This window comes from Lysinibacillus sp. GW247-5R2A (assembly GCF_059424475.1).
Genome location: NZ_JBWKZL010000001.1, coordinates 398,462 through 424,589, shown reverse-complemented (window position 1 = coordinate 424,589; position 26,128 = coordinate 398,462). Strand labels below are relative to the sequence as shown.

Below are 26,128 nucleotides of genomic sequence, written 5' to 3'. Positions count from 1 at the left end.
TTTTGAAAAACGTTTTAGAAGTACAAAATCTAGATGTTAGCTATGGTGAAAATCTTATTTTGGAAGATTTGAATCTTCAAATACCAAAAGGGAAAATTACGGTACTAGTAGGTGCCAATGGTTGTGGAAAATCTACGCTCCTAAGAACATTTGCCCGACTGCAAAAACCAAAGTCGGGTGAAATTTTTTTAGAAGATCATCCACTAGATGCGATTTCAACTAAAGAGGTGGCAAAACGTTTAGCCATTCTCCCACAGGGACCTGTTGCGCCAGAAGGATTAACTGTTCAACAATTGATTAAACAAGGTCGTTATCCTCATCAAAGCTGGTTAAAGCAATGGTCTACAGAGGATGAAAATATTGTGAACAATGCTCTTGAGGTGACACAGATGACCGAATTTGCAGATCGCCCAGTAGATGCATTATCCGGAGGTCAGCGCCAGCGTGTGTGGATTGCTATGACATTAGCTCAAAAAACAGATCTTATTTTACTTGATGAACCTACAACTTATTTAGATATGGCTCATCAAGTAGAAATTTTGGATTTACTATTTGATTTAAATGAAAATGAAGGCCGAACAGTTGTTATGGTATTGCACGATTTAAACTTAGCCTGTCGTTATGCTCATCATATTGTAGCCGTGCAAAATAAACAGGTGTACGCACAAGGTAAGCCAGAGGAAGTGGTGACACCTGAGATGGTACAAGCTGTCTTTCGGATGGACTGTACCATAATGAGAGATCCTCTATTTGGAACGCCATTATGTGTTCCGCATGGTAAGGGACGAACAGTTCAGATGGAAGCATTTGAGGAGGTAGCGGCTACTTGAGCAACAAACTGTCAGCTGAAGATCCAATATTATTAAGCGATTATCGATTGACGTTTGAGCCAGCAATAGACGCCACTTACTCCATAAGTGCCGAAAATTTATTGGACGCTGAACAGGCTCTAGTCTATTTACAAACAATCGCTCCTTTTTTTCAATCACCCTCTTTATTAGTGACGGCATCGTTATTTGGAAAGCGCTATAGTGTGTTGACGATGGCTGCAGCATTTTATGCCATGTCGAGATATGATAAAGGGCTACAAGTTGCTATCAAAAATATTTGGGTAGAAGCAGAAGGTCATGCGAAACCATGGCTGCCTAACGTTCGGTTTATTGATCATACGGTGTCAGTACCAACAACAGATCGTAACGCATGGCGTGACGAGGTGCTTAAAGGGATTTTTGCGGATAATCTAGCAAAAGTGTGGCAGTCATTAGCGAAGATAAGTAAAATCCCAAAAACAATTTTATGGAAAAATACTGCTATTTATGTCAATTGGCTATACGAAACGAAAATAAGAGAAGGGGCCAATGAGCAAGAAATCATTCGCCTACAAGAGGACTATGACTACATTGTAAATCAGGCACCAGGTGCTCTCTTTGGTGAGAAGAAAAATCCGTTGACGAATTATTGTGGACCGAAAGTAGCGATAAAGGAATCCGAGCACCCGATACGCTTAAGAAAAACATGTTGTTTTTATTATCATACATCTGACGAAGCAAATGACTATTGTATCTCCTGTCCTAAAATCAAAAGACTCGTTTAACCTCATAAAGTATATCATTCCCCAAAGTGAATAAATGTCATGTTTATTCACTTTTTTCCTGAAAAATTTCTGTTTGTTATGTTGAAATATTGTTATACTAGATTGAAGTGTCAGTAGTTTGTTTGTATAAAAATTCAATCATCTGTAAATTTTAACCAATTTAATTGTGGCTTTTAACTAGTTTTATAACAAAGTAATGTTATAAAAGCATGAATGATGTAAGTGTTTTTCTGTTTAAAGCTTAAAACTCAATTGTTTTTGTAATAGTATTATAACAAGTTGTGAGGGGAGGTTTTGAATGGACACAACATGTAGAGCTCATAGAATAGTAGATTGGAAAATAGATCAAATTGCAATTTCATGCTTAATAGAAATGAGGTTTTAATCAAAAAATGAAAAAGTATGCGGTTTCTACATATGTTTATTTTATTATCCCTTCTTTAATTGGTATTTTTCTATTTATGACACCTGTCTTAACAGAAGAAGGCTGGAAGGTACCGATTGCGATTTTAGCAAATGTTTTAGCAACTATTGTTGCTCCTATCATTAGTTATTTTACAATTCTTATGTTTGCCATTTCAGCAATTGGCGCACTTATGGCTAAATTTATACCACGTAAAAACGTGAAAAAGCCAAGTATTTTAGATACATTGTTTTATGTTAATTGGTTTTGGACAATTACCCGCTGTATCGGCTTAGTTTTTGCTTCGATGGTTGTCTTTAACTATGGTCCTTTTGCCATCAATAACGAAAATACTGGTGGACTACTGATGGACCCTAATGGGGGTCTAGTGACATTTTTATTTACCATCTTCTTGTTTGCTGGATTCCTTCTGCCCTTTTTGACTAATTTTGGGCTTCTTGAATTTTTCGGTACAATGATGGTGAGAATTATGCGCCCCTTATTTAAAAGTCCAGGACGTTCTTCCATTGATGCCCTTACTTCATGGGTCGGTGATGGAACGATTGGTGTGTTAATGACAAGTAAACAATATGAAATGGGGAACTACACCAAAAAAGAAGCAGCGATTATTGCAACAAGCTTCTCTGTAGTATCTATTACATTTTGTATCGTAGTATTGGATACGGTTCATTTGGCACGCTATTTTATCCCTTACTATTTAACAGTGGTCTTTTGTGGAATTGTATTAGCGATTATTATGCCTCGTATCTATCCACTTGCTCAAAAGGAAGATACCTATATAGATGGTACGCCTGTAGACTATTCACGTGAGCAATTACCAAAGGGCTATAATTCAGTCTCACATGGCTTAGAAAATGCACTAGCTGTTGCCCATGCCAATCGTGATCCACGCAAATTTATAAAAGATGGATCTAGAAATGTCATTGATTTATGGATAGGTGTTGCGCCTATTGTAATGGCTTTTGGCACGGTTGCTCTGATGCTGGCTGAATTTACAAGTATCTTTGTGATTTTAGGCAAACCCTTCGAGCCTATTTTAACAGTACTTGGCTTACCAGAAGCGGCAGAAGCTGCCCAAACAATGGTAGTGGGCTTTGCAGATATGTTTTTACCTTCTATTTTAGGTGCGGGTATTGAATCGGATACCACTAGATTCGTTATAGCAGTTGTTTCTGTCACGCAGTTAATTTATATGTCTGAGGTGGGTGGACTTATTTTAGGTACGAAAATTCCATTGAAATTTTTCGATTTAGTAGTGATATTTATATTACGTACACTTATCTCACTTCCAATTGCTGTATTAGTGGGACACCTTTTATTCTAATTCAAAATGCCAAGTCCTAGATGGACTTGGCATTTTTCATGAAATGAATAGCATAGGATTTCTTTACTCGCTTCCATAAAACAAGCATATAGACAAATAATACTAAAATAATAAGATAACCACTAAGCGTAGAGCTCTCTACATTTCCCATAAAGTTAAAGAAATTATTCAAGCCATGGAAAAGAATAGTAATAATAATCGATTGCCCATCTAAAATAAGTAAAGAAAGAACAAGGCCCACTAAAAGGGCATAGATGATTTGAATAATAGTATCTTCTAGCGATTGCCCACCAAGTAATTGTAAAGCATGTGTAATGCCAAACAATAAACTAGAGATGAATACCGCTGTAAATACACCTTTGGCAAGAAGCATTCGCAGCATAAGGCCCCTAAATACGGTCTCTTCTATAAACGCGACAATAAGCACTTGCATTAAAAACATAAAAATAAGATCGCTAATCGATGTGAGATTTAATCCCTTTGTACTTACAAGGATGATTCCTAAAACGAAAAGTAGCGGCAAAATTATTAATAAATGATTCTTTTGAATGGGATGAAAGAAATACATTTGCCAGTTTTTTTTCAGGGCAATATAAAAGAAGAGTCCCAATGCTAGCGGAACTAACATAACAAACTGTAACAAAGGGCTTGATGGTTGTTTAATAGAAACAAAAGCTCCGTTACCAACATAGAAAAGTATGATAAGAAACTCTAAGCCAATTATTTTGGCAATCACTTTTTGTTTCATTCTGTACATTTCCTCCTAATCATGCTAGCAGTAATTAATAGGAAGTCACTTATAAAGAGAGTGCTTCCGAAAAGAATAGGGAAATACATTCTAAAATGATGTTAAAATTCTCAACACGCAATAAATGTACTTGTCATAATTAATGAACTATTATCCATTGTATCAAATTTTTTCCTCAATTTTGAATTGGCTTTTTTGGTATGATTTGCCGATCAAATAAGCACTAAAGGGGAGAAAGGAAATGATTTTTATGAGTAGTATACAGACGATTAAACTAGCTAGAAAAAGTGAAGTCACTTGTAAAGAAGTAGTAGGGAGTAATGCGCTATAGGGTGCTAAATATTCTTGAATAAGCCAGTGAATTAAGAAAATACCAAAGGAATAACGACTGATGATATGGATGAAGGACAGCTTAGGCAAAATTTGAGCAAACGCTAAAATAAAAATCGTCATCGCCAACACAAATAGCATCATATCGATTCTTCGTGATGTAAGTTGCTGGTCGCCTAAATAATAATTTATATAGATTATGACTGTTGCAAGTATGACCGATAAAACGGTAAAGAACTTATATTTAACGATATAATACGTGAATCTTTCATAATAACGACCAATGAAATAGGCAAATACAAAATAAGGAAGCCAGCCTATGAAGAGCAGTCGCATAAAATGATCATTTTCTACGAAGGTATTTAGATTTAATTTTGCTAGTGTCATATAAAAAATCCCCAGTAAGAACATAATAGGTGCAAACCATATACTGGATAGCTGATATTTTTTCACAATAAAAAAGAGAATATAGAGCTGAAAAATGGTCATGACAAACCACCCAGAAAAATCCCCTAAAATAATGTGACGATATAAGGCATCCCAAAAATTTTCGTGATAATGAAAGGCTGCATTAGCCGCATATAAAATACCAGCAGCTACAAACGGCATGACGATAAACTGAAATCGATGCCATAAAAAATGGGAAGGTAGCTGGTGCTGATAGCGATTAGCTAATAGGAGAATAGATAATAAAATGAAAATGGGTGTAGCAGCACATAGTAATAGTCTAAAAAATTGATAGAATGGTTGATCAATAAAGCCATTAATAATTTCAATATTTGTCGTCGCGTGCAATAGCACAATACTTAAACAAGCAATAGCTCTCAATGCGTTCCACTCGTATACGATCTCAATCACCCTCGATTTCAGTAAATTGGCGGGCATCTCCTGCCAGGATGCAACCTAACTAACTATATGAATTTGGCATTCTGGTTACAACCGGCCTGTCTTGTCACTCGAAAATAGTTTAGTTCGCAAATTATTATTAAAAACACCTAGTAAACTTGTTAAAAGCTCCATTTTTGCATATGTGTCACATAACCTCCCTGCATATACTGGGTCAAGAGGGGGGGAGGTGAGCTTTTATGAGAATTAACTGGAAGGTTCGTCTTCAACATATACCATTTTTACTAGGGCTATTTTCATTGTTACTCTTACTCGCACAACAAGTAGGGGCGATTTTCGGCTTTGATTTGACAGCTGCAATGAGTGAACAAATTGCTTCTATTTTAAATACAGTCCTATCTATCCTTGTATTAATGGGTGTCATAGTGGACCCAACGACAAAGGGAACAAGTGATAGTGAAAAGGCATTAATGTATAGGAGACCACGATAAAGTATTCGAAAAGTGTAATTTTACAATAAGGATAAATATGTTATAATGTTAGAAAATTGATAAAGTGGGGAGGATGATTGAATGTCCCTTGAAATGGAACGAAGAGTGGCTAAACTTGAGGAGGAAATGGCAGATTTACGTCAGGAGTTAATTGATTTAAGGCGAATTCAAAGCAATGAAAAAATAAATACTCTTGATGCAAGACAGTCCATGATCGAGCAATCGGTTCCAATACAACCAACACCAAAACCGACACCAAAACCGACAGTGGAGCAGAAGTCTACCCCAGTCAAAACAGCACAAAAAGAGGTGCAACCACAGCCATCGATGGAGGAACGTGTTATGTGGGCACTTCCAAAAGTATTCATGGTTATTTTAGTAATGGGGGTACTTTGGGGTCTCAAACTTGTTAGTGACTATGGTTATTTATCGAATGGCGTGAAAATCATCCTTGCCTATTCATTATCGGTAGGAATGGCGATTATCGCTTATATTCTGGAGAGTAGAAAAGTAGGCTCACCTGCTATTACGGTCTCATTATATGGTGGAGCATTCATTGTTGGGATATTAACGACTGCAGCTAGTGCCATTTTGTATGAAATCATCCATCTTACACCAGCGCTTGGTATTACGGTTCTTTATATTGGCTATGGTATTGCCATAAGTTACTTAAAGAAAAATGAGGCATTAACTATTTTTGTTGCTTTTACCTCGTTATTACTACCTTATTTATTAGAATATATGGACTTTAGTGCCGTCATTATTTTACTTTTTGTTACCGTTTTATTTGCCATGTTGCAATTGGTTGTCCAACAGCACAAGCAAAAGCTTGCTCTTTATATTTCAACCTTTTTCTCAGTGCTGGCAATTGGTGTTGTAGCATTTATGAATCATGACAAGCAAGTTGTCTTTGCATTTGGTTTACTTGCCATACTAGCAATCTTTTTTGTAAGCTGGTGCCGATTATATAATGCACAATCTAAATGGAAACCTCTTCATATTGGTCTCCAATTTTCGTTAGGGTCATTTAGTTTATTGCTGATGAACCTGATCATACGTTCACTCGAATATGGAGAAGCGGTGCTACTTATTTTCGTTGGTTTATTAATAGCATTAGCGTTTTATAGTCATCGTCAAAAATGGCAGGAAGTATTTGATAGTGCTATAACACTCGCATTTATTGCCGTATGTAATACGATACTTATTATGAATATCCCTGATAAAGTGGATGATTTACTATATCCATTGATCGCTTTTGCAGGTGTAATGATGAGCTTACGATTACGTGCCAGTATGATGAAGGTAGTCACATCGTTTTTCCTTGTGATTACATTGTTGCTAAACTTCATTTTCCATGAACCGACACCATTTATTAGCTTTGAGCATTTAAGTCTGTTCATGCCAATTATTTATCTAGTAGTCATTTACTTGTATGCTAGACGCCCAAAAGAAACGTTATTACCTTTTGAGAAAGTCATGAAGGATTTATATGCCATAGATATTTTAGCAGTAATCGCCACAGGCTACTTCATAGCTTATATAAGCAAACTAGATTCAGCCTATTTCGAGGCAACAAATGGCATTCAGTATTTGATGTGTATTGCGCTAGCTGCTTTGTTTGCAGGATCTCTGCTCGTGTCAGAGAAATTTAAAGGGCGTGCTTTAACACCTGTCCTTGGAGCATTCTTTATCGTATTATCTTTGATGATCAGCACAAAGCCTTCTATGATGGATAGCTTAAATATGATGACCAGAATAGTTTATATAGCAGTAATTATGGCGATTATTGTAGACGTTCTAGTAAAGGGCCGTATTTATCAGCTGTATGAAGAGCGAATGGGGAAATATGTAGACACTATTGTTAGCTCAGGTGTCGTACTCACAATGATCTCAATCTGGGGGCTTGTTCATCAATTTACGTATAGTCATCTACTTGATTGGAAGCTAAGTATAGCACTTACAACGATTACATTATTCCTCACAGCGAGCATTTCGCTATGGCTTAGTTCCACACAACATTTAAAAACGCTTCGTACTACAGGTTTTGTTATTTTAGTCATGGCGTTTATCAAGCTTATTTTCTTTGACTTATCAGCCCTTGATTTATTAATTAGAGCTGTTCTATTTATAACAATTGGTGGCATTGGCATGTTGTTGTCAGGTAGGTTGCTGAGGAAATAAATTGAAGAGGTTCCAATAATTTTGGAATCTCTTTTATATTGTGCTAAACTGATACTACTCTTACTCTACTCTTTCTTTCTTCGTACCGTATGACTTCAAACCTTTTATGAAATATTCTTCAAACACATCTCTCATTATCAATGTCCATTGTTGAATAACAGTCGATAGGTGAATTACTGAGCAAGACTACAATAATTATATGAATAGGCGCATCATACTTATTGTATGGGCGCCTATTGGTTTAGGAGGACATAAATTTGGAAATGGCTTATACAATTATCATTTTTTTAGTGGGTCTAGTCTTTGGCTCTTTTTATAATGTAGTTGGCTTACGTGTGCCGCGGAAGGAGTCTCTTGTATATCCTTCCTCCCATTGTACGAGCTGTCAGAGACAATTGACGGCTCTTGATTTAGTGCCAGTATTGTCTTATCTGTTTTTAAGAGGTACATGTCGAGGCTGTGGCCTTAAAATTTCTTGGCTATATCCAGCGATAGAATTGTTAACTGGAGGATTATTCGCCTTTGCGTATTTGGAGCTAAACTGGAGCTTAGAATTTATAGTAGCTTTATCGTTCATCTCATTGTTAGTCATTATAGTTGTTTCGGATTTTACCTATCTGTTAATTCCAGATAAGATTCTATTATTCTTTTTGCCCTTTTTGGTCATAGGACGTGTACTGTCACCTTTAACACCTTGGTGGGACAGTCTGTTGGGTGCACTCGTTGGTTTTGGCATATTATACAGTATTGCGGTTTTATCGAAAGGTGGAATGGGAGGGGGAGATATTAAATTCTTTTTTTTAATTGGTCTCGTTCTCGGTACTATTCATACGCTGTTGACTTTATTTTTTGCCGCTATCATTGGTATGATAATTGGAATAGTTGTCTTATTAAAGCGTAAACAAGGAAGACAAACACCTATTCCCTTTGGTCCATCTATTGCATTAGCCGCTATGATTGTTTATTTCTACGGAGATTCGTTCATCAATTGGTATTTAGGTTATTGGTAAGTGTTAAATCTTCAATTTTGTGGAGGGGAATCAAGTGAAGCCGATTATTGGAATAACAGCTTTTGTAGAAGATGATTTATCAGCTCATTTAAATGCTGCTTACAGCAAAAGTATTATTGAGGCGGGCGGTATCCCCCTTATTATTCCGTTAGGTGTAGAGGAAGATGCTGCTCAAATTTTAGCCCTTACAGATGGCTTATTGCTATCAGGAGGCTATGATGTACATCCTTTTCTATTTGGAGCGGAGCCTTCACCAAGGCTAGGTAAAATTCATCCAGCTAGAGATGCCGTGGAATTAGCATTAATTGAGGCTGCATTTGTACGGAAAATGCCTATTTTCGGCATTTGTCGAGGTATCCAAATAGTAAATGTTGCATTAGGTGGTACGTTATATCAGGACATTGATAGTGACCATTATAGTACGAAGCTAATCAAACATATGCAACAAGCTAGTAGGTCAGTAGCAACGCATTATGTACAAATTATTGCGGAGAATTTATTAGCGACTATTCTTGAACAAGAGAAAATTGCCGTCAATTCTTTTCATCATCAGTCAGTGAATGTACTAGCGGAGAATTTAAAAGTTGCAGCGAAATCAAGTGATGGCATTATTGAAGCAGTGGTGCATGAGGAATTACCATTCTGTTTGGCTGTCCAGTGGCACCCAGAGGAATTGGCTATAGCGGGAGATCAGCATGCACAAAAGTTATTTGCAGCGTTTGTTGAAGCAAGCTTGAAATTTAAAAAAGAGGCATAGAGAGGTCATTGTAAAAAGAATCCAATAGTTTGTGGATTCTTTTTTTGCGTAAAAAAGAGGATGTATGCTCAGTGAAGGAACACAATCCTCAAACCCTCATTTAATTAATGTACACGGCGATAAAGTCCGACAACTTGTCCCAAAATTGATACTTGATCGACGATAATCGGTTCCATCGATGAATTTTCAGGCTGTAAACGGAAATGGTTTTTTTCCTTAAAGAAGCGTTTTACAGTAGCTTCATCCTCAGCTGTCATGGCTACAACAATGTCTCCGTTAATGGCTGTTGACTTTTGCTTTACGATCACTAAGTCACCATCTAAAATTCCTGCTTCAATCATCGATTCACCCATAATTTCTAGCATGAATAACTGATCCTCACTCGTGCCATATGTATCTGGCAGTGGGAAATACTCTTCAATATTTTCGATAGCTGTAATAGGAGAACCTGCTGTCACCTTCCCTACAAGTGGTACATGGATGACATGTTGCTTTTGGATAGATTCCTCAGGCTCAAGAATTTCAATAGCACGTGGCTTTGTTGGATCTCGACGAATAAAACCCTTTTGTTCTAATCGAGCCAAATGACCATGAACAGTTGAACTTGAAGCAAGTCCAACAGCTTCCCCGATTTCACGGACTGATGGCGGATACCCTTTAGCTCGTACCTCGTCTTTAATGAACGCTAATATGTCCTCTTGTCTTTTCGATACTTTTTTCATGATTGCTCACCTCTTTTTTCTAATATCAATCTTCTTATTTGATAGTATAACAGAATGCGAACACGTATGCAAACATAGGTTCGAAAAGTGTTTGACAAAAACGTTTGTTCGCTTTATTATGAGAACATACATTCCGAACAAACATTCTAGAAATGAGGTTATAATGATGACATGGTTAAAGAAAAATACACATATCACTATATTATTAGGTGCTTGTTTACTCTTCGCAAGTTACCTTTACATCACTGATCCGGGGGATGTTAATTACGCTGAAATTCAAATCGAACATGGGGATAGCTTGTGGTCGTTAGCAGAACAATACCGTGGTAAAATGAGTAAAGAAGATTGGATTAAGCTTGTCAAATCAGAAAATGAGTTAGCAGACATTAAAATCGTGGCAGGTAAATCTCTAGTCATTCCAGTTTTGAGTGATCAAGCCAGTCCCATCAAAACTATTGAAATTGCGAGAAACGAACAATGAAAAATAATCAAATGACGGCTGTTGTCTATTGCCGAGTAAGTACTGAAAAAGAAACGCAAAGCTCCTCATTAGAGCGCCAACAAGAAGAATTAGTGCGCTATGCTAAAGAGCAAGGCTATGAAGTAAAGGGTGTTTTTAAAGATAAGCATAGCGGTTATGATGTAGAACGCGAAGGCTTACTGGAAATGCTTGATTTTATAAAAGAGAAAGAAATAAAAGCTCTTTTTGTACAAGATGAAACTCGTTTAGGTCGTGGAAATGCAAGAATGGCAGTATTGCATTTATTACAAAAATCAGCAACAGATGTTTTTTCCATGCGTGATGCAGGACCAGTCCAATTAAACGAAATGGATACGATGCTACTAGAAATTTTAGCAATTGTAGAGGAATATCAACGTAGAATACATAATGCAAAAATCCGCAGAGGCATGCGACGTGCTGTTGAAAATGGTTATCGCCCTGAAAATAATCTATCCAATCGTGGCAATCCACATGGTCAGGAGCGGAAAGAACTCCCTGTTGATGAAATTGTGAAGCTACGGAATCGTGGTTTTACCTTTGAGGAAATTTCCATTACGCTTAGAGGACTAGGCTTTGAGGTAAGTAAAGCAACCGTACATCGTCGATTCCAAGAGCATCAAGAAAGATTAGCAGGCAAATAATATTGCCCGCTAATTTTTTTAATACAAGCTTTCGATAATAACATTTTGGGGTAGTTGAAAAGGGTTATCTTTATTAATTCGATCATAAAACATAATGCCGTTTAAATGATCGATTTCATGCTGTACAACGATAGATTCATAGCCTTTTAAAGACATCATAAATTCCTGTCCATCAATATTATAGGCTTTTACTTTAATTCGTTCATATCTTGGTACAAAACCGTGAACAGGTCGATTAACAGACAGACACCCTTCACCCTCAGGCAAATAGATCATATTCAAAGAATGACTCATTATTTTTGGGTTAATGAACATCATTTCGTGTATTTGGTCGTGATCCTCAAAAAGTACAGCAAACATTCTCTTATCTACGCCAATTTGATTGGCAGAGAGGCCACTACCAGGACGGAGTTTATACTTTTTTATTAAATTCGGATCTTGGCTGTTTTTTAAATATTGAAGCATAGATAATAATAGATGTCGGTCCTCTAAGGGAACTGGTATGGCAACGTCTTGCGTTTGTTTTCGTAATAAGACTGAATGTTCTTTTACAAAATCTTTCATAGTAATCATGTAAGCAGGATGAAATTTTGCCATCGAAACATACCTCCACAATAGGGCTTATTCAGAAGTTCATCAGGCTAAATTGTATGGTCGGATCATACATCATTGATGCAGCCCAACAACGCTTATAGTCGCGCATTTTCACAAGTGTTTAACGTTCTTCTAATCTTCTAATAAATTATTCCAATCTTCACGTAAAACTGCGTAATAGTATTCGTCCCACCATTCCTTCCCATATGGTATACACTTTTTAAAATATCCTTCACGCCTCATTCCGATCTTTTCCATAACTTTATAGGAAGCGATATTTTCGGGCTGACAGGTTGCAATAATTCTATGAAGTTTCTTTTCATTAAATCCATAGTCTAATACAGCATGGGCAGCTTCAGAAGCAAAGCCTTGATTTTGATAAGCTGGATTTAGTACCCAACCGATTTCATAAGTATGATCGCCGAAACAAGGATGGAAAACGATATGACCAATCACTTGCTCGCAATTATTTGAAACAATAGCAAAATGTTTTGCTTTGTCGTTGCTATTTTCTGCAATAAATTTCTTTGCCTGTTCTTCATTGAAAACACCTTCAGGCATATAGTGCATCACTTTTTCATCTGAAGTATAGCTATAAACAGCTTCCCAGTCCTGCTCTTGAAATGTTCGAATGAGTAATCGCTTAGTTGTCACGTTCACATGTATATCCTCCAATATATAGTTAAATTTTTCCTTCCATATAATATTTATACACTTCAAACATCTGGAAGTCATGTGTTTTTTAATTTCAACAGCTTGAATAAGGGCTGGTATAACTGCATTTAATGGGAAACCGTGCTATACTTTGCATACTGAGTTCAATAAGGTAGGTACTGAAAGGGTGTAACGATGTTATCAAAAGAAAAAATAAACCGTATAAATGAACTTTCTGCTAAAGCGAAAAGTGGTCAACTAACGGATGAAGAGGCAAAGGAGCGAACAGCGCTTCGTAAGGAATACTTAGAGACATTTAGAGCAACAATGCGTGATACGATTGAAAACGTAAAAGTGGTTGATGCAGAAGGAAATGATGTCACGCCTGAAAAGGTAAGACAAGCGAAAAAAAATAAATTTCTAAATTAATGTGACACAATTTAATAAAGTATGTATGAAAATACAAATAGTATTACAAAAGCATTGTTTTCTAAAGCAATGTTGACTAAACTGTAGAAGAACAATTATAGGACGAGAAAGGATGTCACAATATAATGACTCAACATGCGGATTTATTAGCAATTAATGCTATCCGAACTTTGTCAATCGATGCTATTGAAAAAGCAAATTCTGGTCACCCAGGTTTACCAATGGGGGCAGCGCCAATGGCTTATACGCTTTGGACAAAACAATTACGCCATAACCCAGCGAACCCAAAATGGTATAATCGCGATCGTTTTGTATTATCAGCTGGTCATGGTTCCATGCTTCTATACAGCCTACTTCATCTAGGCGGCTATGGTTTACCAATGGAAGAAATTCAAAACTTCCGCCAATGGGATTCATTAACACCAGGACATCCTGAATATGGTCATACAGTAGGTGTGGAAGCGACAACTGGTCCTCTAGGACAAGGTATTGCCATGACTGTAGGTATGGCAATGGCTGAGCGTCATTTAGCAGCTACTTACAATAAACCAGGTCATGACATCGTTGACCACTATACATTTGCATTATGTGGTGATGGTGACTTAATGGAAGGCGTTGCAGCAGAGGCTATTTCATTAGCTGGTCACTTAAAACTTGAAAAATTAATCGTGCTTTACGATTCTAATGATATTTCTTTAGATGGTGACTTAGAAAAGTCATTCTCAGAAAATGTACAAAAACGTTTTGAATCTTATGGTTGGAATTATTTAAAAGTTGCAGATGGCACAGATGTTGATGCGATTAATGCAACTATTGAAGAAGCTAAAAAATCAACTGGCAAACCAACATTGATTGAAGTGAAAACAGTGATTGGTTTTGGTTCTCCAAATAAATCAGGTAAAGCTGATTCACATGGTGCACCACTTGGTACAGATGAAGTGGTATTAACAAAAGCTGCTTATGAGTGGGCACACGAGCCTTTCCAAATTCCTGCTGAAGTATATGATACGTTTAATGCTGCAGCTGAAGTGCAAGGAGCTCAGTCTGAAGAAGCTTGGAATACGAAATTTACTGCTTATAAACAAGAATTCCCAGAGTTAGCTGCTCAATTTGAACATGCTATGAATGGTGAATTACCAGCAGACTTCGCTTCTGAATTACCAGTGTATGAAGCTGGTAAATCTGTTGCAACACGTTCTTCTTCTGGTGATGCGATTAACGCTATCGCTAAGAAAACACCATCATTCTTTGGTGGCTCTGCTGACCTTGCTGGCTCAAATAAAACAACGATGAAGGGTGCAGGCGATTTCTCTGCAGACGATTATGCTGGTCGCAACATCTGGTTTGGTGTTCGTGAATTTGCAATGGGCGCTGCTTTAAACGGTATGGCTCTTCACGGTGGTTTAAATGTATTTGGTGGAACATTCTTCGTGTTCTCAGATTATGTTCGTCCGGCAGTTCGTCTTTCAGCATTAATGGGTCTTCCTGTAACGTATGTATTTACACATGACTCGATTGCGGTAGGAGAAGATGGTCCAACCCATGAACCAATTGAACACCTTGCATCATTACGTGCAATGCCTAATTTATCTGTTGTTCGTCCTGCGGATGCAAATGAATCAGCTGTTGCGTGGGAGCTTGCCGTTGCATCAGAAAATACGCCAACAGTATTAGTATTGTCTCGTCAAAACTTACCTGTTCTTAACGCTTCTATTGAAACAGTACGTGAAGGTGTGACGAAGGGTGCTTACACAGTATCTCCTGCTACTAAAGAAATAGCGGATGCGATTTTAATTGCAACAGGCTCAGAGGTTTCACTTGCTGTTGAGGCACAAAAAGCATTAAAAGCTGAAGGCATGGATGTAGCTGTCGTTTCAATGCCATCTATGGACCGCTTTGAAAAACAAGATGCTGCTTACAAAGAATCTGTTTTACCAAAAGCTGTCACTAAACGTCTTGCGATTGAAATGGGTGCATCATTCGGCTGGCATAAATATACCGGCTTTGAAGGTGATGTGCTTGCAATCGATAAATTTGGCGCATCAGCTCCAGGTGAAATTGTAATGGAAAAATACGGATTCACTGTAGAGAATGTAGTTGCAAAAGTAAAAGCACTATAAGAATTTAAATAAAATACCGCAACACTCAGCGTACGTATGAATTCGCAGGGTGTTACGGTATTTTTTTGCTATAGGATGACGTATCACTAAAGGAATGAACAAATACATCCGGTGGAAAGGGTCTTCTAAAATAAGTCTAATTAAAAAAATGCATATGGTTATGCAGTTTTTTATGTAGAAATTACTTCGCAAGCCCATTTTGAAAGGCATAGACAACGGCTTGTGTGCGATCTTGAACCTCAAGCTTTGCTAGAATATTGCTTACATGTGTTTTCACAGTTTTTAAAGCAATATATAGCTCGTCAGCAATTTCCTGATTGGCTTTGCCCTGTGCCATCAGCAATAAAACTTCCATTTCACGGTCAGTAAGGTGGTCGTAAAGGGGTGTATTATTGCCGTGGCGCATACGGTGCATCATTTTAGATGTAACTTCTGGCTCTAATACCGTTTCGCCACCCATTGTTTTACGAATGGCTTCTGCAATTTGTTTTGCATTAGATGTTTTTAATATATAACTCACTGCCCCTGCCTCTAAAGCAGGGTAGACTTTGTCATCATCTAAAAAGCTAGTCACCATCATGATTTTTGCCTCTGGCCATGCGGCTAAAATTTCTGCTGTTGCCTCAGCACCAGTCATAATGGGCATAACATTATCCATTAAAATAATATCTGGCTTTAGGGCAAGGGCACGCTCAACTGCTTCTTGCCCGTTTTCAGCCTCTCCCACAACTGTAATATCTGGCTGTGCGGATAAGTATGCCGAAACGCCGATACGCACCATTTCATGATCATCCACTATGAGCACTTGTATCATTGTCATTGACCTCCTCTTTATGTAGTGGAATTTTAACTTCGACAATCGTTCCTTCTTCAGGGACTGACACAATTTTATATGTGCAGCCAATTTCAACAGCTCGTTCAGCAATATTTTGCAAGCCGTAAGAAGTGGATTTATCTGCCTCTACATCAAAACCTAAACCATTATCTTGAATGCGTAAAATGGCTAAGTCATCTCGTGCAACAAGCAACAATTCAACCTCACTTGCTTTGGCATGTCGAAGTGTATTAGAGAGGGCTTCCTGGGCAATGCGGAATAGGTGATCTTCTTCTGCTTTCGTTAATGCCATTTCTTCTAGCTCATATTCAATATGGAAGTAAACCTTTTGCTGAAGCTCGATAATTAATTCCTCTAAGCCTTGGGCAAGTGTTTTATTGCGAAGTGCAACAGGTCGCAAGTGTAATAATAATGCACGCATTTCGAGCTGTGCTTGCTGAACTATTTTTTCCACTTGTTTTAAGCTAGTCGTATTTTCGTCATTTTCCGTTAAAGCAGAAAGCAACATGGAGGCCGCAAATAATTGCTGGGACACAGAATCATGTAATTCTCTAGCCAGACGTTGACGTTCAGCAATGATGCGTTCCTGTATAATTTTGTCATGAGCTTCTGCACGTTCATTGGATAAGCGCTGTAGACTTTTACGCTGTGTATCTATTAATTCACTTGTTTGCACAAGTGCTTTTTTTAATGGTTTCGGAAGGGCTTGCTTTTTAGAAAGCACAAAATCAGGTTCGATTAACTGCTTTACAATTTTCGTTGCTTGAGCTTCTCGGGCACGAGCAGTCATACTAATCCAACTGGCAAAGAGGAAGCTAAGAGCAAATAGGCTGACTACAATAATTCCGCCGAGAGGAAAATTATCATAATTTTGTCGCCATAAAGGTTCCCAAGTTTTCTCATCAGGATTTCCCCATACTGCAACAAGCAAACCGAATGTAGCACTCATTAAAATGAATAATAAGGTAAATAATCTTGAGATAAAGGCAATCATTTACGCAGCACCTCCAAATCTCCAAGCCATGTAGCAACATGAATAATTAAAATGCGTTTTGCATCCTCAGGATTTCCATCAGAAAAGCTAACACTTTCATTTAAAATACGTTGTGGACCCACATGTAAGCAAGTAAGCTCACCAAATAGGGTCGTATAGTGTATACGAAAAGGTATTTCATATGGGATATAGATTTGAACTTTACCAATCCCTTGACGAATCGTAATTAGACTTGTGCCAGCAGGCAAAATCGTTTGAGTCGTATCAACTGTGATATCTCCTGCTAAACGTTGAATTTGTACATCTTGCCATTTGTATGCTTCTGTTGGTGCTGGTATGGTGCCAATTAAGTCATTTTTCGAGGTAGATAGTTTTTCAAAAAGCTCAGCACCAACTATTTTTGGTTCATTTTCTCGTTGTAAGTATTGATAAAGCATATATAAGAGCATAATTACAATGAATAGACGGAGGCTCCACATTGTGAATAATGCAATCGCAATGAAGAATATGCCGGTCCATTTAAAAAAGCGAACTTTTTTAGAAAAGCTTAAATAAAGCAGTACGGCCCCAATCAATAAACAAAAGGCGCCACCATTATTAAAAATAGTAAGCTCCACAAAAACGAGTAAAAAGAAGCATAGTACCCAAAATGTGAGCTTATTTGTAGTGAAATTTTGCAAGAGGGTCACCCTTCTTTCTACTAATAGTATAAAAGAGGGAATGGGACCCTCTGTTTTAAAACGTGAAAGAATGCGCCGGTTAGTGTTGGCGCATTGCTTCCATTATAACATGTTATTTATTTTCAATTAGCAGTGGAGAGCTTTCCTCTGAAGCTTTTTTTTCTAATTGTGCCAATCTTGCTTCAAATGTTGTAACTTCATGATCTTTGTCAATTTGATAAGCCAATTTATCAATATAAGCTTCCAAATCTTCAAAATTGGTTTTATTGTTTTTGGCAATCATACCATCCATTTGATGATGGGCACGAGTAACGTTTTCTTTGCCCATTAACTGTAATTGACGAACTTTCATGTCTTTAATTTTATGTTTCATTGTTTCAAATTTACGCTCTAGCTCAAAATATTCACGTGTACTTGCTTCGATACTCGCCTGTAACGTATGATTACGGGCAGTGTAAGCTGTCACTTCATCTGTTGCAAAATCAATTAAATCTTGCTCGCCACTAGTTTGCGCTAATGTCAGTTGAGATTCACGTTTAGCAAGTAAATCTGCATTTTGTTGATATTCTTGCTCAAGCTTTTCTTTTAATTGTCCTTGACGTTCTAATAATTTACCGGTTTCTTCTGTTTGTTTTTCAGCTTCACGGATGTACTGGTTTAACATAGCAATTGGATTTTTTTGTTCCTTCTTATCAAATAGCTGATGTAAGTCTGCCTCTACTGTATATCTAAAACGTTGAAATAAATTCATATTCATTCTCTCCTTTTATTTTGTTAAATTTGACCATTCTTTTTCGAAGTTTGTAAATGGATCTTCTTCTTTTTTACTTTCAATTGTTGGGATTTTTACATCTTCGCCATTCCATTTTTTATAAATGACATAGACTATTGCGATTGCTGCAAGACCAATCATTGCAGGAATGTTTGATACTGCTGATAGGATACCGATTAGACCAACCGCGAACCAAAAGATTTTACCGAAATTAGACTTGCTCCCCATGTAAAAATGCATCCCTAGTGCTACAAATAATCCGGAGAATAGTAAGCCTGCCAATGGTCCGATTAAGGCTAGTGCAACACATGCTGCGATAACGCCTCCAGTTAATAAAAGAAATTTTCTCATTTGTTTTAGCTCCTTTCGTTTGTACCTTTATGTTACCTATTTACAAGATTGTCTAAAACGGACTCGAAATTGATTTTCTACTAGGTCTTGAGGCTGAGAACTATCTAGGCTGCAACAAAAGTGGGTTTTTGGCGTACACAATGAGTGCATCTTGCTTGTTTTCATTGAAAAATAGCAGTTCATTTTAAGTGCTAATTATCATCTGCCATAAAGTAATTTTTAGATCCTAAACTAGAAGCTTTTCGACAAAAATAGAAGATGAAACCTTCCTCCGTTTGACAAATTAACAAGATGGGATGAGCTATACTTATGGAAAATAAACTGAGCGAAGGAGGATTTCTGGTGAGAACCTATTCCATATATAAGATAAAAGAAGAGCATTTAACGTTTATTTTTGGCAGAGAGCGAAAGTTGTTAGAGATGATGCAAGGCTGTGAAGACGCCAATGAGAAATCCTTAAAAGAGCTTGCGTATATATGTGAATCCGTTCGATTTGATGAAATAGCAGCAATGTTGGAGCATCAACTTGATTCCAAATATGCACATTTAGAAAGAGCTCGTAATGCTTTGTTTTTAGAACATCCGATAAAAGGAAAAATGGCTATTTATTTAGTGGATCGCAAGATTTGTGTTTATTGTGAAGGTTCACGAATGCTAGATTTAGATTTATTTCAAATGCTTGCCAAGATGAGTGAACGATTCATTGCTTTCAATAAACAAGATAATGAATGTGGGTGGTTGAAACCTATGAAGTATACAATGCACTAGGAAATTTCACTACAATATATAGAAACATGCTATCATTTGGTGTATAATGGAGCGTGGAGAGTTTTTTCTCGGTATATTGTAGTGGAGGAGGTTGGTTGTATGCCTACATGGGGCTGGATTATTATCGTAATTATCGCATTAGCAGCGGGAGCGGCACTTGGTTTCTATTTCGCTCGTCAAGCTATGATGAAATATTTAAAAGAAAACCCACCTATTAATGAGCAAATGATTCGTATGATGATGGCACAAATGGGTCGTACGCCGTCTGAAAAGCAAGTACGTCAAATGATGGCACAAATGAATAAATTCCAAAAATAATTGGGATTTTTAAGGAGCAGCTGGTTAAGGTAACTGGTTGCTTTTTTCATGGACTCATAATAAAAGGGGATGTCTCAAAATGGTTGAGACATCCCCTTATTTATAGTGATGAGAAGCGTTCAGCCAGTTAATTGCACTATGTACAACAACTGCTACACCTAATGGTAGAACACCCTCATCTAAAATAATATGTGGATTATGAAGTGGATAGTTTTGATTTCCTAAACTGTTTGATCCAGCCCACATAAACATCGTTGTTACACGCTGGCTAGTATAAGAGAAATCTTCTGTTCCAGCTAAAGGTTCTTCGTCTATCTGTAAGTTTTCCTCACCAAAGTCATTGTGATCGACTTGAAATGACACTTTTTCGATGTTACAAGCCCCATTTTCCATCTCATATAACGCTTACGAGGTTAGCTGTCCGATTCGGCCCTTTGAGTAGCCCTACCTAAAAAGGATTTACTCCTTGGATATTCTACTGATCCGTAAATATTTGGTTCCCCCGTCTCCACTGGTTTCAGCGATTTAGAAATTTGAAACTAATTATGATATTACAAGCCATCTATATGGAAGTAAATCCAGAAAAATTCTTTAACAAAAGGCTGTAAAAAATTTTTCACAAAGAATTTTCTTATATTAGTAAGATGTGTAGCAGTCTTTTAGAAACAAGAATGAAAAAAATTTAACTCTAATCGTTTGAAATATTCTATGAAAACATAAAAAAACTAGCAATTTAAAATATTCCCACTAATTTTGGGAAAACTAGCTATAATAAATAGTATTCATAGAAAAGGAGCTGTTAAATATGGAACGCGAAAAGACAAATGTCGAAAGCTTTGATCTAGATCATACAAAAGTAAAAGCCCCGTATGTTCGGTTAGCGGGAGTTAAAGCAGGGAGAAACGGCGATGAAGTGTACAAATATGATATTCGCTTGAAGCAACCTAATAAAGAGAATATGGAAATGCCAGCTTTGCATTCCTTAGAGCATTTATCTGCGGATATCATTCGTAATTATTCTGACCATATCGTTGATTTCAGTCCAATGGGTTGCCAAACAGGCTTCTATGTATCCCTTATTAATCATCAAGATTATGAGGACCTTTTAACTATTTTAGAAAAAACATTTACTGATGTGACGAAGGCGACAGCAGTCCCTGCATGTAATGAGGTACAATGTGGATGGGCTGCGAGTCATAGCTTAGAAGGAGCACAAGCATTAGCGAGGGAATTTTTAGCGAAACGAGAAGAATGGCATATTGTTTTTGAAGAATAAATATGGAAAAAACCTTGCGGGAATAATATAAGCAAGGTTTTTATTTGCGTTAAAAATGGAATGGGATGACATTGGAGGAGGAGGAATCACGATTTATTTTTTGGTAAATAAAACTTTCTAAAAAATCATGAATTAAATCTTCGTATTCATCCATATTTTCATTAAAGGATTGGGCATGTGCCCCAGTATCAAAAAGCTTTAATTTTTTTGGACCTACTTTTTTATTGTAAAGATCTAGTGACATGGACGCTGGAATAAATGAATCAGGGATACTATGGATAAAAAGTACAGGTTTTTCAATATGGGTCACTGCTTCGGCGGGGGTCACACTTTTGAAGGAGTAGCCGTCCCGGAGGCGGACAAAGAAATCGGCAAAACGGATGGGAATGATAGAGCCATATTTAAATTCAGTTTTGGCAATTTGCTTGAGCAACATGGAAAAATCGGAGAATGCACAATCAGATATATAAAAATCAGCACCATCTTCAACCGTACCTGCATAAAGTAGCATTGTTGCTGCACCCATAGATTCTCCATGAATACCTAGTATTGCATCTTCACCAATCATGGCTTTCACTGTATTGACTACAGCATCAAGGTCATTTTTTTCATAGTGGCCATAGCTGGTTGTTTTGCCACCAGATTCGCCATGACGGCGATGGTCAAAGATGACCGAATTATAGCCAAGCCTTTCAAATAGCCGAGCGTATTTAACGGAATTTATTTTATTTTCGGTAACGCCGTGACATATGATAATCGTATTATTGGTTTGCAAAGGCTGAAGCATAATTCCTCGAATCGAATAACCATTAGGAGAATCAATATTTAATTCGCATTTCAAATTTTTATTGTACCAAGCCTCATCAAAGCGCTTGGCTGTCGTTTCACGTTCACGAACAAATTCAGGATCTTTTTGTTGAATATACATTAATTTATTGGAAAGCGCGAAGCCGAACAGACCAGTAGCTGCTGCGGCAAGCGTTGTTGTAATACCAGAGAATAAAAGCATCTTCTTTTTCATCATAAAACACCTCCACATGCTGTTTCTTATTTGTAATGTTCCCAACTAAGATTGTTTAAAACACGTCAACATTTTACAATAACTTTGGCAAAACTGCGATTATTTCTATTATCGAAAATCGTCAAAATATTTGTTAAAATATACGTATCTGCTAGTAGCATATGCAGCAGTGTTGATTTTTGAACGGGGAAAAGGGGAGAATGGACATGATAAATGAGGTAGTAATCGTGAGTGCTGTACGAACAGCTATAGGCTCATTTCAGGGGACATTAAAAGACGTACCAGCTGTAACTTTAGGTAGCATTGTTATTAAGGACGCCTTAGCGCGTGCAGGAATAGCAGGGGAACAAGTCGATGAGGTCATTATGGGGAATGTGTTATCGGCTGGTCTTGGACAAAATCCAGCTCGTCAGGCAGCGATAAAGGCTGGCTTACCACATGAGGTATCAGCATTAACAATTAATAAAGTATGTGGATCAGGCTTAAAGGCTGTACATTTAGCAACGCAAGCTATTTTGGCAGGTGATGCTGATATTATCGTGGCTGGTGGCTTTGAAAATATGAGCCAGGCACCTTATGTTTTAAAAAATGCGCGTGAAGGCTTCCGAATGGGCGATCAAAAGGTAGTGGATACTATGATCACTGATGGTCTATGGTGTGCTTTTAATGATTATCATATGGGAATGACAGCTGAAAATTTATGTGATATGTATGAAATTTCAAGAGAAGAACAGGATGCTTTTGCAGCTCGTTCTCAGCAACGCGCAGAGGCAGCAATTGCAGCAGGCAAGTTTGAAAATGAAATCGTCGCTGTAGAGATTCCACAGCGTAAGGGAGAGCCTATTGTTTTCGCCAGGGATGAATTTCCACGTGCAGGTGTAACAGAGGAATCACTAGGTAAGCTACGTCCCGCATTTAAAAAAGATGGCTCCGTAACAGCGGCGAATGCTTCAGGCATTAACGATGGGGCAGCGGCAGTTGTTGTGATGTCGAAGAAAAAGGCACAAGAGCTTGGTATTCAACCAATGGCGATTATTTCAGCCAATGCAAGCGCAGGAGTAGATCCTGCAATTATGGGAACTGGTCCCGTTAAAGCAGTCCAAAAAGCACTGGCAAAGGCAGCAGCAACATTAGATGAAATAGATGTAATTGAAGCAAATGAAGCATTTGCAGCACAATCAATTGCAGTTGATCGTGAATTACGCTTTAATCATGATAAACTAAATGTCAACGGGGGCGCGATTGCGCTTGGTCATCCGATTGGTGCAAGTGGTGCTCGTATTTTGGTCACACTCTTACATGAGATGGAAAAGCGTGATGCGAAAATGGGCTTAGCTACATTATGTATCGGTGGTGGTCAAGGGGTAGCTACTGTAGTAAAGCGTCCTTGATGTCTATAAGAAGGTGAATGAAATGGGAAAGAAACGAAAACAACAACAAACAAGCAATAGCATGACAGCAAGCTTGCCAAAGCAGGAGGCAGTCACATTAGCAGACCAGCTAGGTGGCGATGTGTTAGCTAAATTAAAAGCGGCAAAGCAAGATTTAACCGTGAAAGAACAGGCCGCAGAAGAAGAGCGCCAAGCAAAACTTGCTTTTGAACGTAAGCAACGAGAAAAAAATAAATCGTTTGAAGAATTATTAAACGAGTATGGCGATAAAGGCACGAAATATTAATAAGGAAGCAGTGAAATCACGCATGTGGGTTCACTGTTTTTGGAACAAAAAAAGTCGGTATTCTATAAGTAACAAATCATGATGTGGGAGACGCTGCCAATAACATATACCTTATTATAGTTTAGTAAATAGATTAAATTATGATAGGAGAACAATGATGTTTGAATTATATTCTAATAGATTAAGATTAATTCCTTTAAATGCTAAGTATTTACAATTGCTAATAGAGCATGAGAATGATTTAGCAATTGAATTCTCTTTACATAAGCTAGAGGGGATTATTGATGATGAGCTAAAACAGGCATTGGACTATAGACGCTCCAAAGTTTTGGAAGATGAAGAAAATTATATTTGGCATACGAATTGGTTGATTGTATGTAAAGAACAGAATTGTGCTGTTGGAGGCATTATGCTAAAAGGGATGCCAAATGAGAGGCAGGAAGTGGTGATTGGTTATTATACCTTTTCTAGTTTTCAAGGACGGGGTTATATGACAGAAACCATTATAACAATGATAAACTGGCTACATCATCAACCAAATGTTCAGTATATTATTGCAGATACAGAAAAAGATAATTTCGCTTCCCATCGAGTTTTAGAAAAGGCAGGGGCTACCTTATATAAAGAAACTGAGTCTCTTTATTATTGGAGATTCCTATAAGGATTATAGAGGTAAGACAAAAGGCTAGTATTGTGCCTTTTGTCTTTTATTTTTCAACAATTTCCTGAAGACCACAACGACACCAACAAAAATAATGGCTCCAGCTGTATCAACAAGCACATCTTGGCCGCTCATTGTACGACCTGGTGTAAAGCTTTGACGAAATTCATCAAGCATAGCAATAAAAGCCGTTCCAGCAATAGCAATAGTCGCTGCAAAACGGCGTCTTCCCCATGCAAAGTACAAACCGAGCGCAATGCATCCAAAACCGATAAAATGTGTTAGTTTACGAATTAAAAATTCAACAAATGGAAAATAACCACGTTCTTCAACTGATACGACAGTGTCCCAATAAGGGATTTTTAAAACGGATAGTTGTTTTTCAAAAGGTTTATTAGCTAATAAATCTTTAAGCTCTGGTAAAATACTTTGTTGTTCGTAAGTCATGCTCGAGGAAATGATAAGCACAACTAGACAGATGATGAAGATGAACCACTTTTTCATCGATGTTCTACATATTGTTCATTTTTTGTTAACGTATTTGCTGCTTCAAAATGGGTTATAGCAGCCATATTTTCATAGGCAGAGAGGGTCTGTGCTAGTTGCTCCTGTGAGCTTGCTCCAATCACTGTAGAAGCGATTGCAGACTCTTTTAAATTAAAGGCTAGTGCCAATGCATGTAAATCATTATACTGCGAAGCTAAGTTTGTTAATGTTGTTGTTAACTCTTCTGAAGAATAGTTGTTAAAACCGTTTGCTCGTTGAAGACGTTGCTGCCAGCTATTTGTTAATAAGCCCTTTGCCACTGTGCCACGAGTTACGACAGAAGCACCTTCGTTCGCAATAAAGTCAAACCACTCTTCAGGGCGACGATCTAATGCACTATATTGCATCATGACACTTTTAGCAGAGCTTGTAGGTAAAAAACGTTGTAACACATTTGGACGAATCGAGGAAATGCCATATTCACGGATAAGTCCTTCTTTTTTCAAGCTCTCAAAAGTGTCGATAATACCATCCCAGCCATCTTCGATTGTACCACCGTGTAACTGATAAACATCGATGTAGTCCGTTCCTAACCGTTTCAAACTAGCATGAAGAGCTTGTTTTATATAAGATGGCGAAGCATCCCATTGCCAGCCCTTCACACCTTCAGTCCAACGATTACCTACCTTCGTGGCAAGGATAATCTCTTGACGACGCTTTCCTAATGCCGCGCCAATAATCTCCTCATTAGCCCCTAAATCATATAAATCGGCAGTATCTATATAATTTATGCCCGCATCTATTGCCATATCGACAATAGTAGCTGCTTGCTCTTTATCTGTCGAAAGTGACATGCCTCCTAAACTAATTTCAGAAATGAATAATTCACTAGTGCCAAGCTTCCTCTTTTTCATGAAACGAC

The 26,128-nt window shown here is 37.6% G+C and carries 31 protein-coding genes and 1 riboswitch; of the genes, 17 read left to right on the top strand and 14 right to left on the bottom strand.

Going from position 1 to position 26,128, the window contains the following annotated elements; genetic code table 11:
• The first annotated feature begins 2 nt into the window (after positions 1-2).
• The 3 genes from AC07YC_RS02110 (at position 3) to AC07YC_RS02100 (ending at position 3,342) form a co-directional block, all read left to right on the top strand.
• Entirely contained in the window at positions 3-830 is an 828-nt protein-coding gene (locus tag AC07YC_RS02110; RefSeq protein WP_043989814.1) for an ABC transporter ATP-binding protein, read from the top strand.
• Positions 827-1,594, top strand: coding sequence for an IucA/IucC family C-terminal-domain containing protein (locus AC07YC_RS02105; RefSeq protein ID WP_494918265.1), 768 nt, complete (start codon positions 827-829; stop codon positions 1,592-1,594). Before AC07YC_RS02110 ends, AC07YC_RS02105 begins: the two co-directional genes overlap by 4 nt.
• 392 nt (positions 1,595-1,986) lie before the next feature.
• Positions 1,987-3,342 (top strand): YjiH family protein, encoded by a 1,356-nt coding sequence (locus AC07YC_RS02100; RefSeq protein ID WP_494918264.1) that lies wholly within the window; start codon positions 1,987-1,989, stop codon positions 3,340-3,342.
• Between the two features lie 16 nt (positions 3,343-3,358).
• On the opposite strand, the gene AC07YC_RS02095 is transcribed toward AC07YC_RS02100, so the two are convergent.
• Together AC07YC_RS02095 and AC07YC_RS02090 are read right to left on the bottom strand one after the other, a co-directional pair.
• Positions 3,359-4,090: a CPBP family intramembrane glutamic endopeptidase gene (locus AC07YC_RS02095; RefSeq protein ID WP_494918263.1), complete on the bottom strand. Its 732-nt coding sequence runs from the start codon at positions 4,088-4,090 to the stop codon at positions 3,359-3,361.
• 162 nt (positions 4,091-4,252) lie between these two features.
• Positions 4,253-5,278, bottom strand: coding sequence for an acyltransferase family protein (locus tag AC07YC_RS02090; protein WP_494918262.1), 1,026 nt, complete (start codon positions 5,276-5,278; stop codon positions 4,253-4,255).
• A 227-nt stretch (positions 5,279-5,505) separates the two neighbouring features.
• On the opposite strand from AC07YC_RS02090, the gene AC07YC_RS02085 reads away from it, so the two are divergent.
• The 4 genes from AC07YC_RS02085 to AC07YC_RS02070 all read left to right on the top strand — a co-directional run bounded on the left by AC07YC_RS02085 (position 5,506) and on the right by AC07YC_RS02070 (position 9,705).
• On the top strand, positions 5,506-5,757 hold the full coding sequence (locus AC07YC_RS02085) for a phage holin (protein ID WP_025114039.1): 252 nt from the start codon (positions 5,506-5,508) through the stop codon (positions 5,755-5,757).
• Between the two features lie 81 nt (positions 5,758-5,838).
• Positions 5,839-7,938, top strand: coding sequence for a DUF2339 domain-containing protein (locus AC07YC_RS02080; protein WP_494918261.1), 2,100 nt, complete (start codon positions 5,839-5,841; stop codon positions 7,936-7,938).
• Positions 7,939-8,195: 257 nt separating this feature from the next.
• The gene (locus tag AC07YC_RS02075) at positions 8,196-8,948 is read left to right on the top strand and encodes a prepilin peptidase (RefSeq protein WP_494918260.1); all 753 of its coding nucleotides are present in this window, start codon (positions 8,196-8,198) and stop codon (positions 8,946-8,948) included.
• Between the two features lie 34 nt (positions 8,949-8,982).
• Positions 8,983-9,705 (top strand): gamma-glutamyl-gamma-aminobutyrate hydrolase family protein, encoded by a 723-nt coding sequence (locus tag AC07YC_RS02070; RefSeq protein WP_494918259.1) that lies wholly within the window; start codon positions 8,983-8,985, stop codon positions 9,703-9,705.
• A gap of 104 nt (positions 9,706-9,809) precedes the next feature.
• Here the strand turns inward: AC07YC_RS02070 and lexA are convergent, their stop codons facing one another.
• Positions 9,810-10,427, bottom strand: coding sequence for a transcriptional repressor LexA (gene lexA, locus AC07YC_RS02065; RefSeq protein WP_008174697.1), 618 nt, complete (start codon positions 10,425-10,427; stop codon positions 9,810-9,812).
• A 118-nt stretch (positions 10,428-10,545) separates the two neighbouring features.
• Between lexA and yneA the strand changes: the two genes are divergently transcribed.
• Together yneA and AC07YC_RS02055 are read left to right on the top strand one after the other, a co-directional pair.
• The gene (gene yneA / locus AC07YC_RS02060; protein WP_232540470.1) at positions 10,546-10,908 is read left to right on the top strand and encodes a cell division suppressor protein YneA; all 363 of its coding nucleotides are present in this window, start codon (positions 10,546-10,548) and stop codon (positions 10,906-10,908) included.
• A complete protein-coding gene (locus AC07YC_RS02055; RefSeq protein ID WP_336634261.1) occupies positions 10,905-11,570 on the top strand; it encodes a YneB family resolvase-like protein in 666 nt (221 codons plus the stop codon). Before yneA ends, AC07YC_RS02055 begins: the two co-directional genes overlap by 4 nt.
• An 18-nt stretch (positions 11,571-11,588) precedes the next feature.
• On the opposite strand, the gene def is transcribed toward AC07YC_RS02055, so the two are convergent.
• Both def and AC07YC_RS02045 read right to left on the bottom strand, forming a co-directional pair.
• Complete coding sequence (gene def, locus AC07YC_RS02050; protein WP_494918258.1) at positions 11,589-12,167, bottom strand: peptide deformylase; 579 nt, start codon at positions 12,165-12,167, stop codon at positions 11,589-11,591.
• Positions 12,168-12,296: 129 nt separating this feature from the next.
• Complete coding sequence (locus AC07YC_RS02045; RefSeq protein ID WP_494918257.1) at positions 12,297-12,824, bottom strand: GNAT family N-acetyltransferase; 528 nt, start codon at positions 12,822-12,824, stop codon at positions 12,297-12,299.
• A gap of 189 nt (positions 12,825-13,013) precedes the next feature.
• Here AC07YC_RS02045 and AC07YC_RS02040 point away from each other — a divergent pair, with 189 nt between their 5' ends.
• Together AC07YC_RS02040 and tkt are read left to right on the top strand one after the other, a co-directional pair.
• Positions 13,014-13,247, top strand: a complete 234-nt coding sequence (locus tag AC07YC_RS02040; protein WP_494918256.1) for a DUF896 domain-containing protein — start codon at positions 13,014-13,016, stop codon at positions 13,245-13,247.
• 125 nt (positions 13,248-13,372) lie between these two features.
• Positions 13,373-15,367, top strand: coding sequence for a transketolase (gene tkt / locus AC07YC_RS02035; RefSeq protein ID WP_036147540.1), 1,995 nt, complete (start codon positions 13,373-13,375; stop codon positions 15,365-15,367).
• A 181-nt stretch (positions 15,368-15,548) separates the two neighbouring features.
• Here tkt and AC07YC_RS02030 read toward each other — a convergent pair whose 3' ends face one another.
• From AC07YC_RS02030 to AC07YC_RS02010, 5 genes are all read right to left on the bottom strand, one after another.
• Positions 15,549-16,181 carry a response regulator transcription factor gene (locus tag AC07YC_RS02030; protein ID WP_008174684.1) on the bottom strand — a complete coding sequence of 211 codons (633 nt, stop codon included), beginning with the start codon at positions 16,179-16,181 and terminating at the stop codon, positions 15,549-15,551.
• Entirely contained in the window at positions 16,156-17,196 is a 1,041-nt protein-coding gene (locus AC07YC_RS02025; RefSeq protein ID WP_494918255.1) for a sensor histidine kinase, read from the bottom strand. Before AC07YC_RS02025 ends, AC07YC_RS02030 begins: the two co-directional genes overlap by 26 nt.
• On the bottom strand, positions 17,193-17,885 hold the full coding sequence (gene liaF / locus AC07YC_RS02020; protein ID WP_237068720.1) for a cell wall-active antibiotics response protein LiaF: 693 nt from the start codon (positions 17,883-17,885) through the stop codon (positions 17,193-17,195). Before liaF ends, AC07YC_RS02025 begins: the two co-directional genes overlap by 4 nt.
• Positions 17,886-17,988: 103 nt before the next feature.
• Complete coding sequence (locus AC07YC_RS02015; RefSeq protein ID WP_036124247.1) at positions 17,989-18,627, bottom strand: PspA/IM30 family protein; 639 nt, start codon at positions 18,625-18,627, stop codon at positions 17,989-17,991.
• A gap of 15 nt (positions 18,628-18,642) precedes the next feature.
• On the bottom strand, positions 18,643-18,999 hold the full coding sequence (locus AC07YC_RS02010; protein WP_336634257.1) for a lmo0954 family membrane protein: 357 nt from the start codon (positions 18,997-18,999) through the stop codon (positions 18,643-18,645).
• Between the two features lie 342 nt (positions 19,000-19,341).
• On the opposite strand from AC07YC_RS02010, the gene sirA reads away from it, so the two are divergent.
• Together sirA and AC07YC_RS02000 are read left to right on the top strand one after the other, a co-directional pair.
• Positions 19,342-19,767 carry a sporulation inhibitor of replication protein SirA gene (sirA, locus tag AC07YC_RS02005; RefSeq protein ID WP_025114054.1) on the top strand — a complete coding sequence of 142 codons (426 nt, stop codon included), beginning with the start codon at positions 19,342-19,344 and terminating at the stop codon, positions 19,765-19,767.
• A gap of 99 nt (positions 19,768-19,866) precedes the next feature.
• Positions 19,867-20,085 carry a YneF family protein gene (locus tag AC07YC_RS02000; protein ID WP_004232154.1) on the top strand — a complete coding sequence of 73 codons (219 nt, stop codon included), beginning with the start codon at positions 19,867-19,869 and terminating at the stop codon, positions 20,083-20,085.
• Between the two features lie 96 nt (positions 20,086-20,181).
• Here the strand turns inward: AC07YC_RS02000 and AC07YC_RS01995 are convergent, their stop codons facing one another.
• Positions 20,182-20,448, bottom strand: coding sequence for a hypothetical protein (locus AC07YC_RS01995; protein ID WP_494918253.1), 267 nt, complete (start codon positions 20,446-20,448; stop codon positions 20,182-20,184).
• A 23-nt stretch (positions 20,449-20,471) separates the two neighbouring features.
• Positions 20,472-20,618, bottom strand: a riboswitch (cyclic di-AMP (ydaO/yuaA leader).
• Between the two features lie 272 nt (positions 20,619-20,890).
• On the opposite strand from AC07YC_RS01995, the gene AC07YC_RS01990 reads away from it, so the two are divergent.
• Positions 20,891-21,361: an S-ribosylhomocysteine lyase gene (locus tag AC07YC_RS01990; RefSeq protein WP_494918252.1), complete on the top strand. Its 471-nt coding sequence runs from the start codon at positions 20,891-20,893 to the stop codon at positions 21,359-21,361.
• A 49-nt stretch (positions 21,362-21,410) separates the two neighbouring features.
• Here AC07YC_RS01990 and AC07YC_RS01985 read toward each other — a convergent pair whose 3' ends face one another.
• The gene (locus AC07YC_RS01985; RefSeq protein ID WP_494918251.1) at positions 21,411-22,382 is read right to left on the bottom strand and encodes an alpha/beta hydrolase; all 972 of its coding nucleotides are present in this window, start codon (positions 22,380-22,382) and stop codon (positions 21,411-21,413) included.
• Between the two features lie 206 nt (positions 22,383-22,588).
• Here AC07YC_RS01985 and AC07YC_RS01980 point away from each other — a divergent pair, with 206 nt between their 5' ends.
• The 3 genes from AC07YC_RS01980 to AC07YC_RS01970 all read left to right on the top strand — a co-directional run bounded on the left by AC07YC_RS01980 (position 22,589) and on the right by AC07YC_RS01970 (position 24,720).
• Positions 22,589-23,773 carry an acetyl-CoA C-acetyltransferase gene (locus AC07YC_RS01980; protein WP_494918250.1) on the top strand — a complete coding sequence of 395 codons (1,185 nt, stop codon included), beginning with the start codon at positions 22,589-22,591 and terminating at the stop codon, positions 23,771-23,773.
• A 22-nt stretch (positions 23,774-23,795) separates the two neighbouring features.
• Complete coding sequence (locus AC07YC_RS01975; RefSeq protein ID WP_008174653.1) at positions 23,796-24,059, top strand: YqkE family protein; 264 nt, start codon at positions 23,796-23,798, stop codon at positions 24,057-24,059.
• Positions 24,060-24,216: 157 nt separating this feature from the next.
• On the top strand, positions 24,217-24,720 hold the full coding sequence (locus AC07YC_RS01970; protein ID WP_494918249.1) for a GNAT family N-acetyltransferase: 504 nt from the start codon (positions 24,217-24,219) through the stop codon (positions 24,718-24,720).
• A gap of 24 nt (positions 24,721-24,744) precedes the next feature.
• Here the strand turns inward: AC07YC_RS01970 and AC07YC_RS01965 are convergent, their stop codons facing one another.
• The gene (locus AC07YC_RS01965; protein ID WP_494918248.1) at positions 24,745-25,224 is read right to left on the bottom strand and encodes a VanZ family protein; all 480 of its coding nucleotides are present in this window, start codon (positions 25,222-25,224) and stop codon (positions 24,745-24,747) included.
• A complete protein-coding gene (locus AC07YC_RS01960; protein WP_494918247.1) occupies positions 25,221-26,120 on the bottom strand; it encodes an aldo/keto reductase in 900 nt (299 codons plus the stop codon). Before AC07YC_RS01960 ends, AC07YC_RS01965 begins: the two co-directional genes overlap by 4 nt.
• Positions 26,121-26,128 lie beyond the last annotated feature (8 nt).

Coding starts and splice junctions, on each gene's coding strand:
- AC07YC_RS02100 (WP_494918264.1), top strand. CDS start 1,987: ATGAAAAAGTATGCGGTTTCTACATATGTTTATTTTATTATCCCTTCT.
- AC07YC_RS02095 (WP_494918263.1), bottom strand. CDS start 4,090: ATGAAACAAAAAGTGATTGCCAAAATAATTGGCTTAGAGTTTCTTATC.
- AC07YC_RS02085 (WP_025114039.1), top strand. CDS start 5,506: ATGAGAATTAACTGGAAGGTTCGTCTTCAACATATACCATTTTTACTA.
- AC07YC_RS02080 (WP_494918261.1), top strand. CDS start 5,839: ATGTCCCTTGAAATGGAACGAAGAGTGGCTAAACTTGAGGAGGAAATG.
- lexA (WP_008174697.1), bottom strand. CDS start 10,427: ATGAAAAAAGTATCGAAAAGACAAGAGGACATATTAGCGTTCATTAAA.
- yneA (WP_232540470.1), top strand. CDS start 10,546: ATGAGAACATACATTCCGAACAAACATTCTAGAAATGAGGTTATAATG.
- AC07YC_RS02055 (WP_336634261.1), top strand. CDS start 10,905: ATGAAAAATAATCAAATGACGGCTGTTGTCTATTGCCGAGTAAGTACT.
- def (WP_494918258.1), bottom strand. CDS start 12,167: ATGGCAAAATTTCATCCTGCTTACATGATTACTATGAAAGATTTTGTA.
- AC07YC_RS02040 (WP_494918256.1), top strand. CDS start 13,014: ATGTTATCAAAAGAAAAAATAAACCGTATAAATGAACTTTCTGCTAAA.
- tkt (WP_036147540.1), top strand. CDS start 13,373: ATGACTCAACATGCGGATTTATTAGCAATTAATGCTATCCGAACTTTG.
- AC07YC_RS02030 (WP_008174684.1), bottom strand. CDS start 16,181: ATGATACAAGTGCTCATAGTGGATGATCATGAAATGGTGCGTATCGGC.
- AC07YC_RS02025 (WP_494918255.1), bottom strand. CDS start 17,196: ATGATTGCCTTTATCTCAAGATTATTTACCTTATTATTCATTTTAATG.
- AC07YC_RS02015 (WP_036124247.1), bottom strand. CDS start 18,627: ATGAATTTATTTCAACGTTTTAGATATACAGTAGAGGCAGACTTACAT.
- AC07YC_RS02010 (WP_336634257.1), bottom strand. CDS start 18,999: ATGAGAAAATTTCTTTTATTAACTGGAGGCGTTATCGCAGCATGTGTT.
- AC07YC_RS02000 (WP_004232154.1), top strand. CDS start 19,867: ATGCCTACATGGGGCTGGATTATTATCGTAATTATCGCATTAGCAGCG.
- AC07YC_RS01990 (WP_494918252.1), top strand. CDS start 20,891: ATGGAACGCGAAAAGACAAATGTCGAAAGCTTTGATCTAGATCATACA.
- AC07YC_RS01985 (WP_494918251.1), bottom strand. CDS start 22,382: ATGAAAAAGAAGATGCTTTTATTCTCTGGTATTACAACAACGCTTGCC.
- AC07YC_RS01980 (WP_494918250.1), top strand. CDS start 22,589: ATGATAAATGAGGTAGTAATCGTGAGTGCTGTACGAACAGCTATAGGC.
- AC07YC_RS01975 (WP_008174653.1), top strand. CDS start 23,796: ATGGGAAAGAAACGAAAACAACAACAAACAAGCAATAGCATGACAGCA.
- AC07YC_RS01970 (WP_494918249.1), top strand. CDS start 24,217: ATGTTTGAATTATATTCTAATAGATTAAGATTAATTCCTTTAAATGCT.
- AC07YC_RS01965 (WP_494918248.1), bottom strand. CDS start 25,224: ATGAAAAAGTGGTTCATCTTCATCATCTGTCTAGTTGTGCTTATCATT.
- AC07YC_RS01960 (WP_494918247.1), bottom strand. CDS start 26,120: ATGAAAAAGAGGAAGCTTGGCACTAGTGAATTATTCATTTCTGAAATT.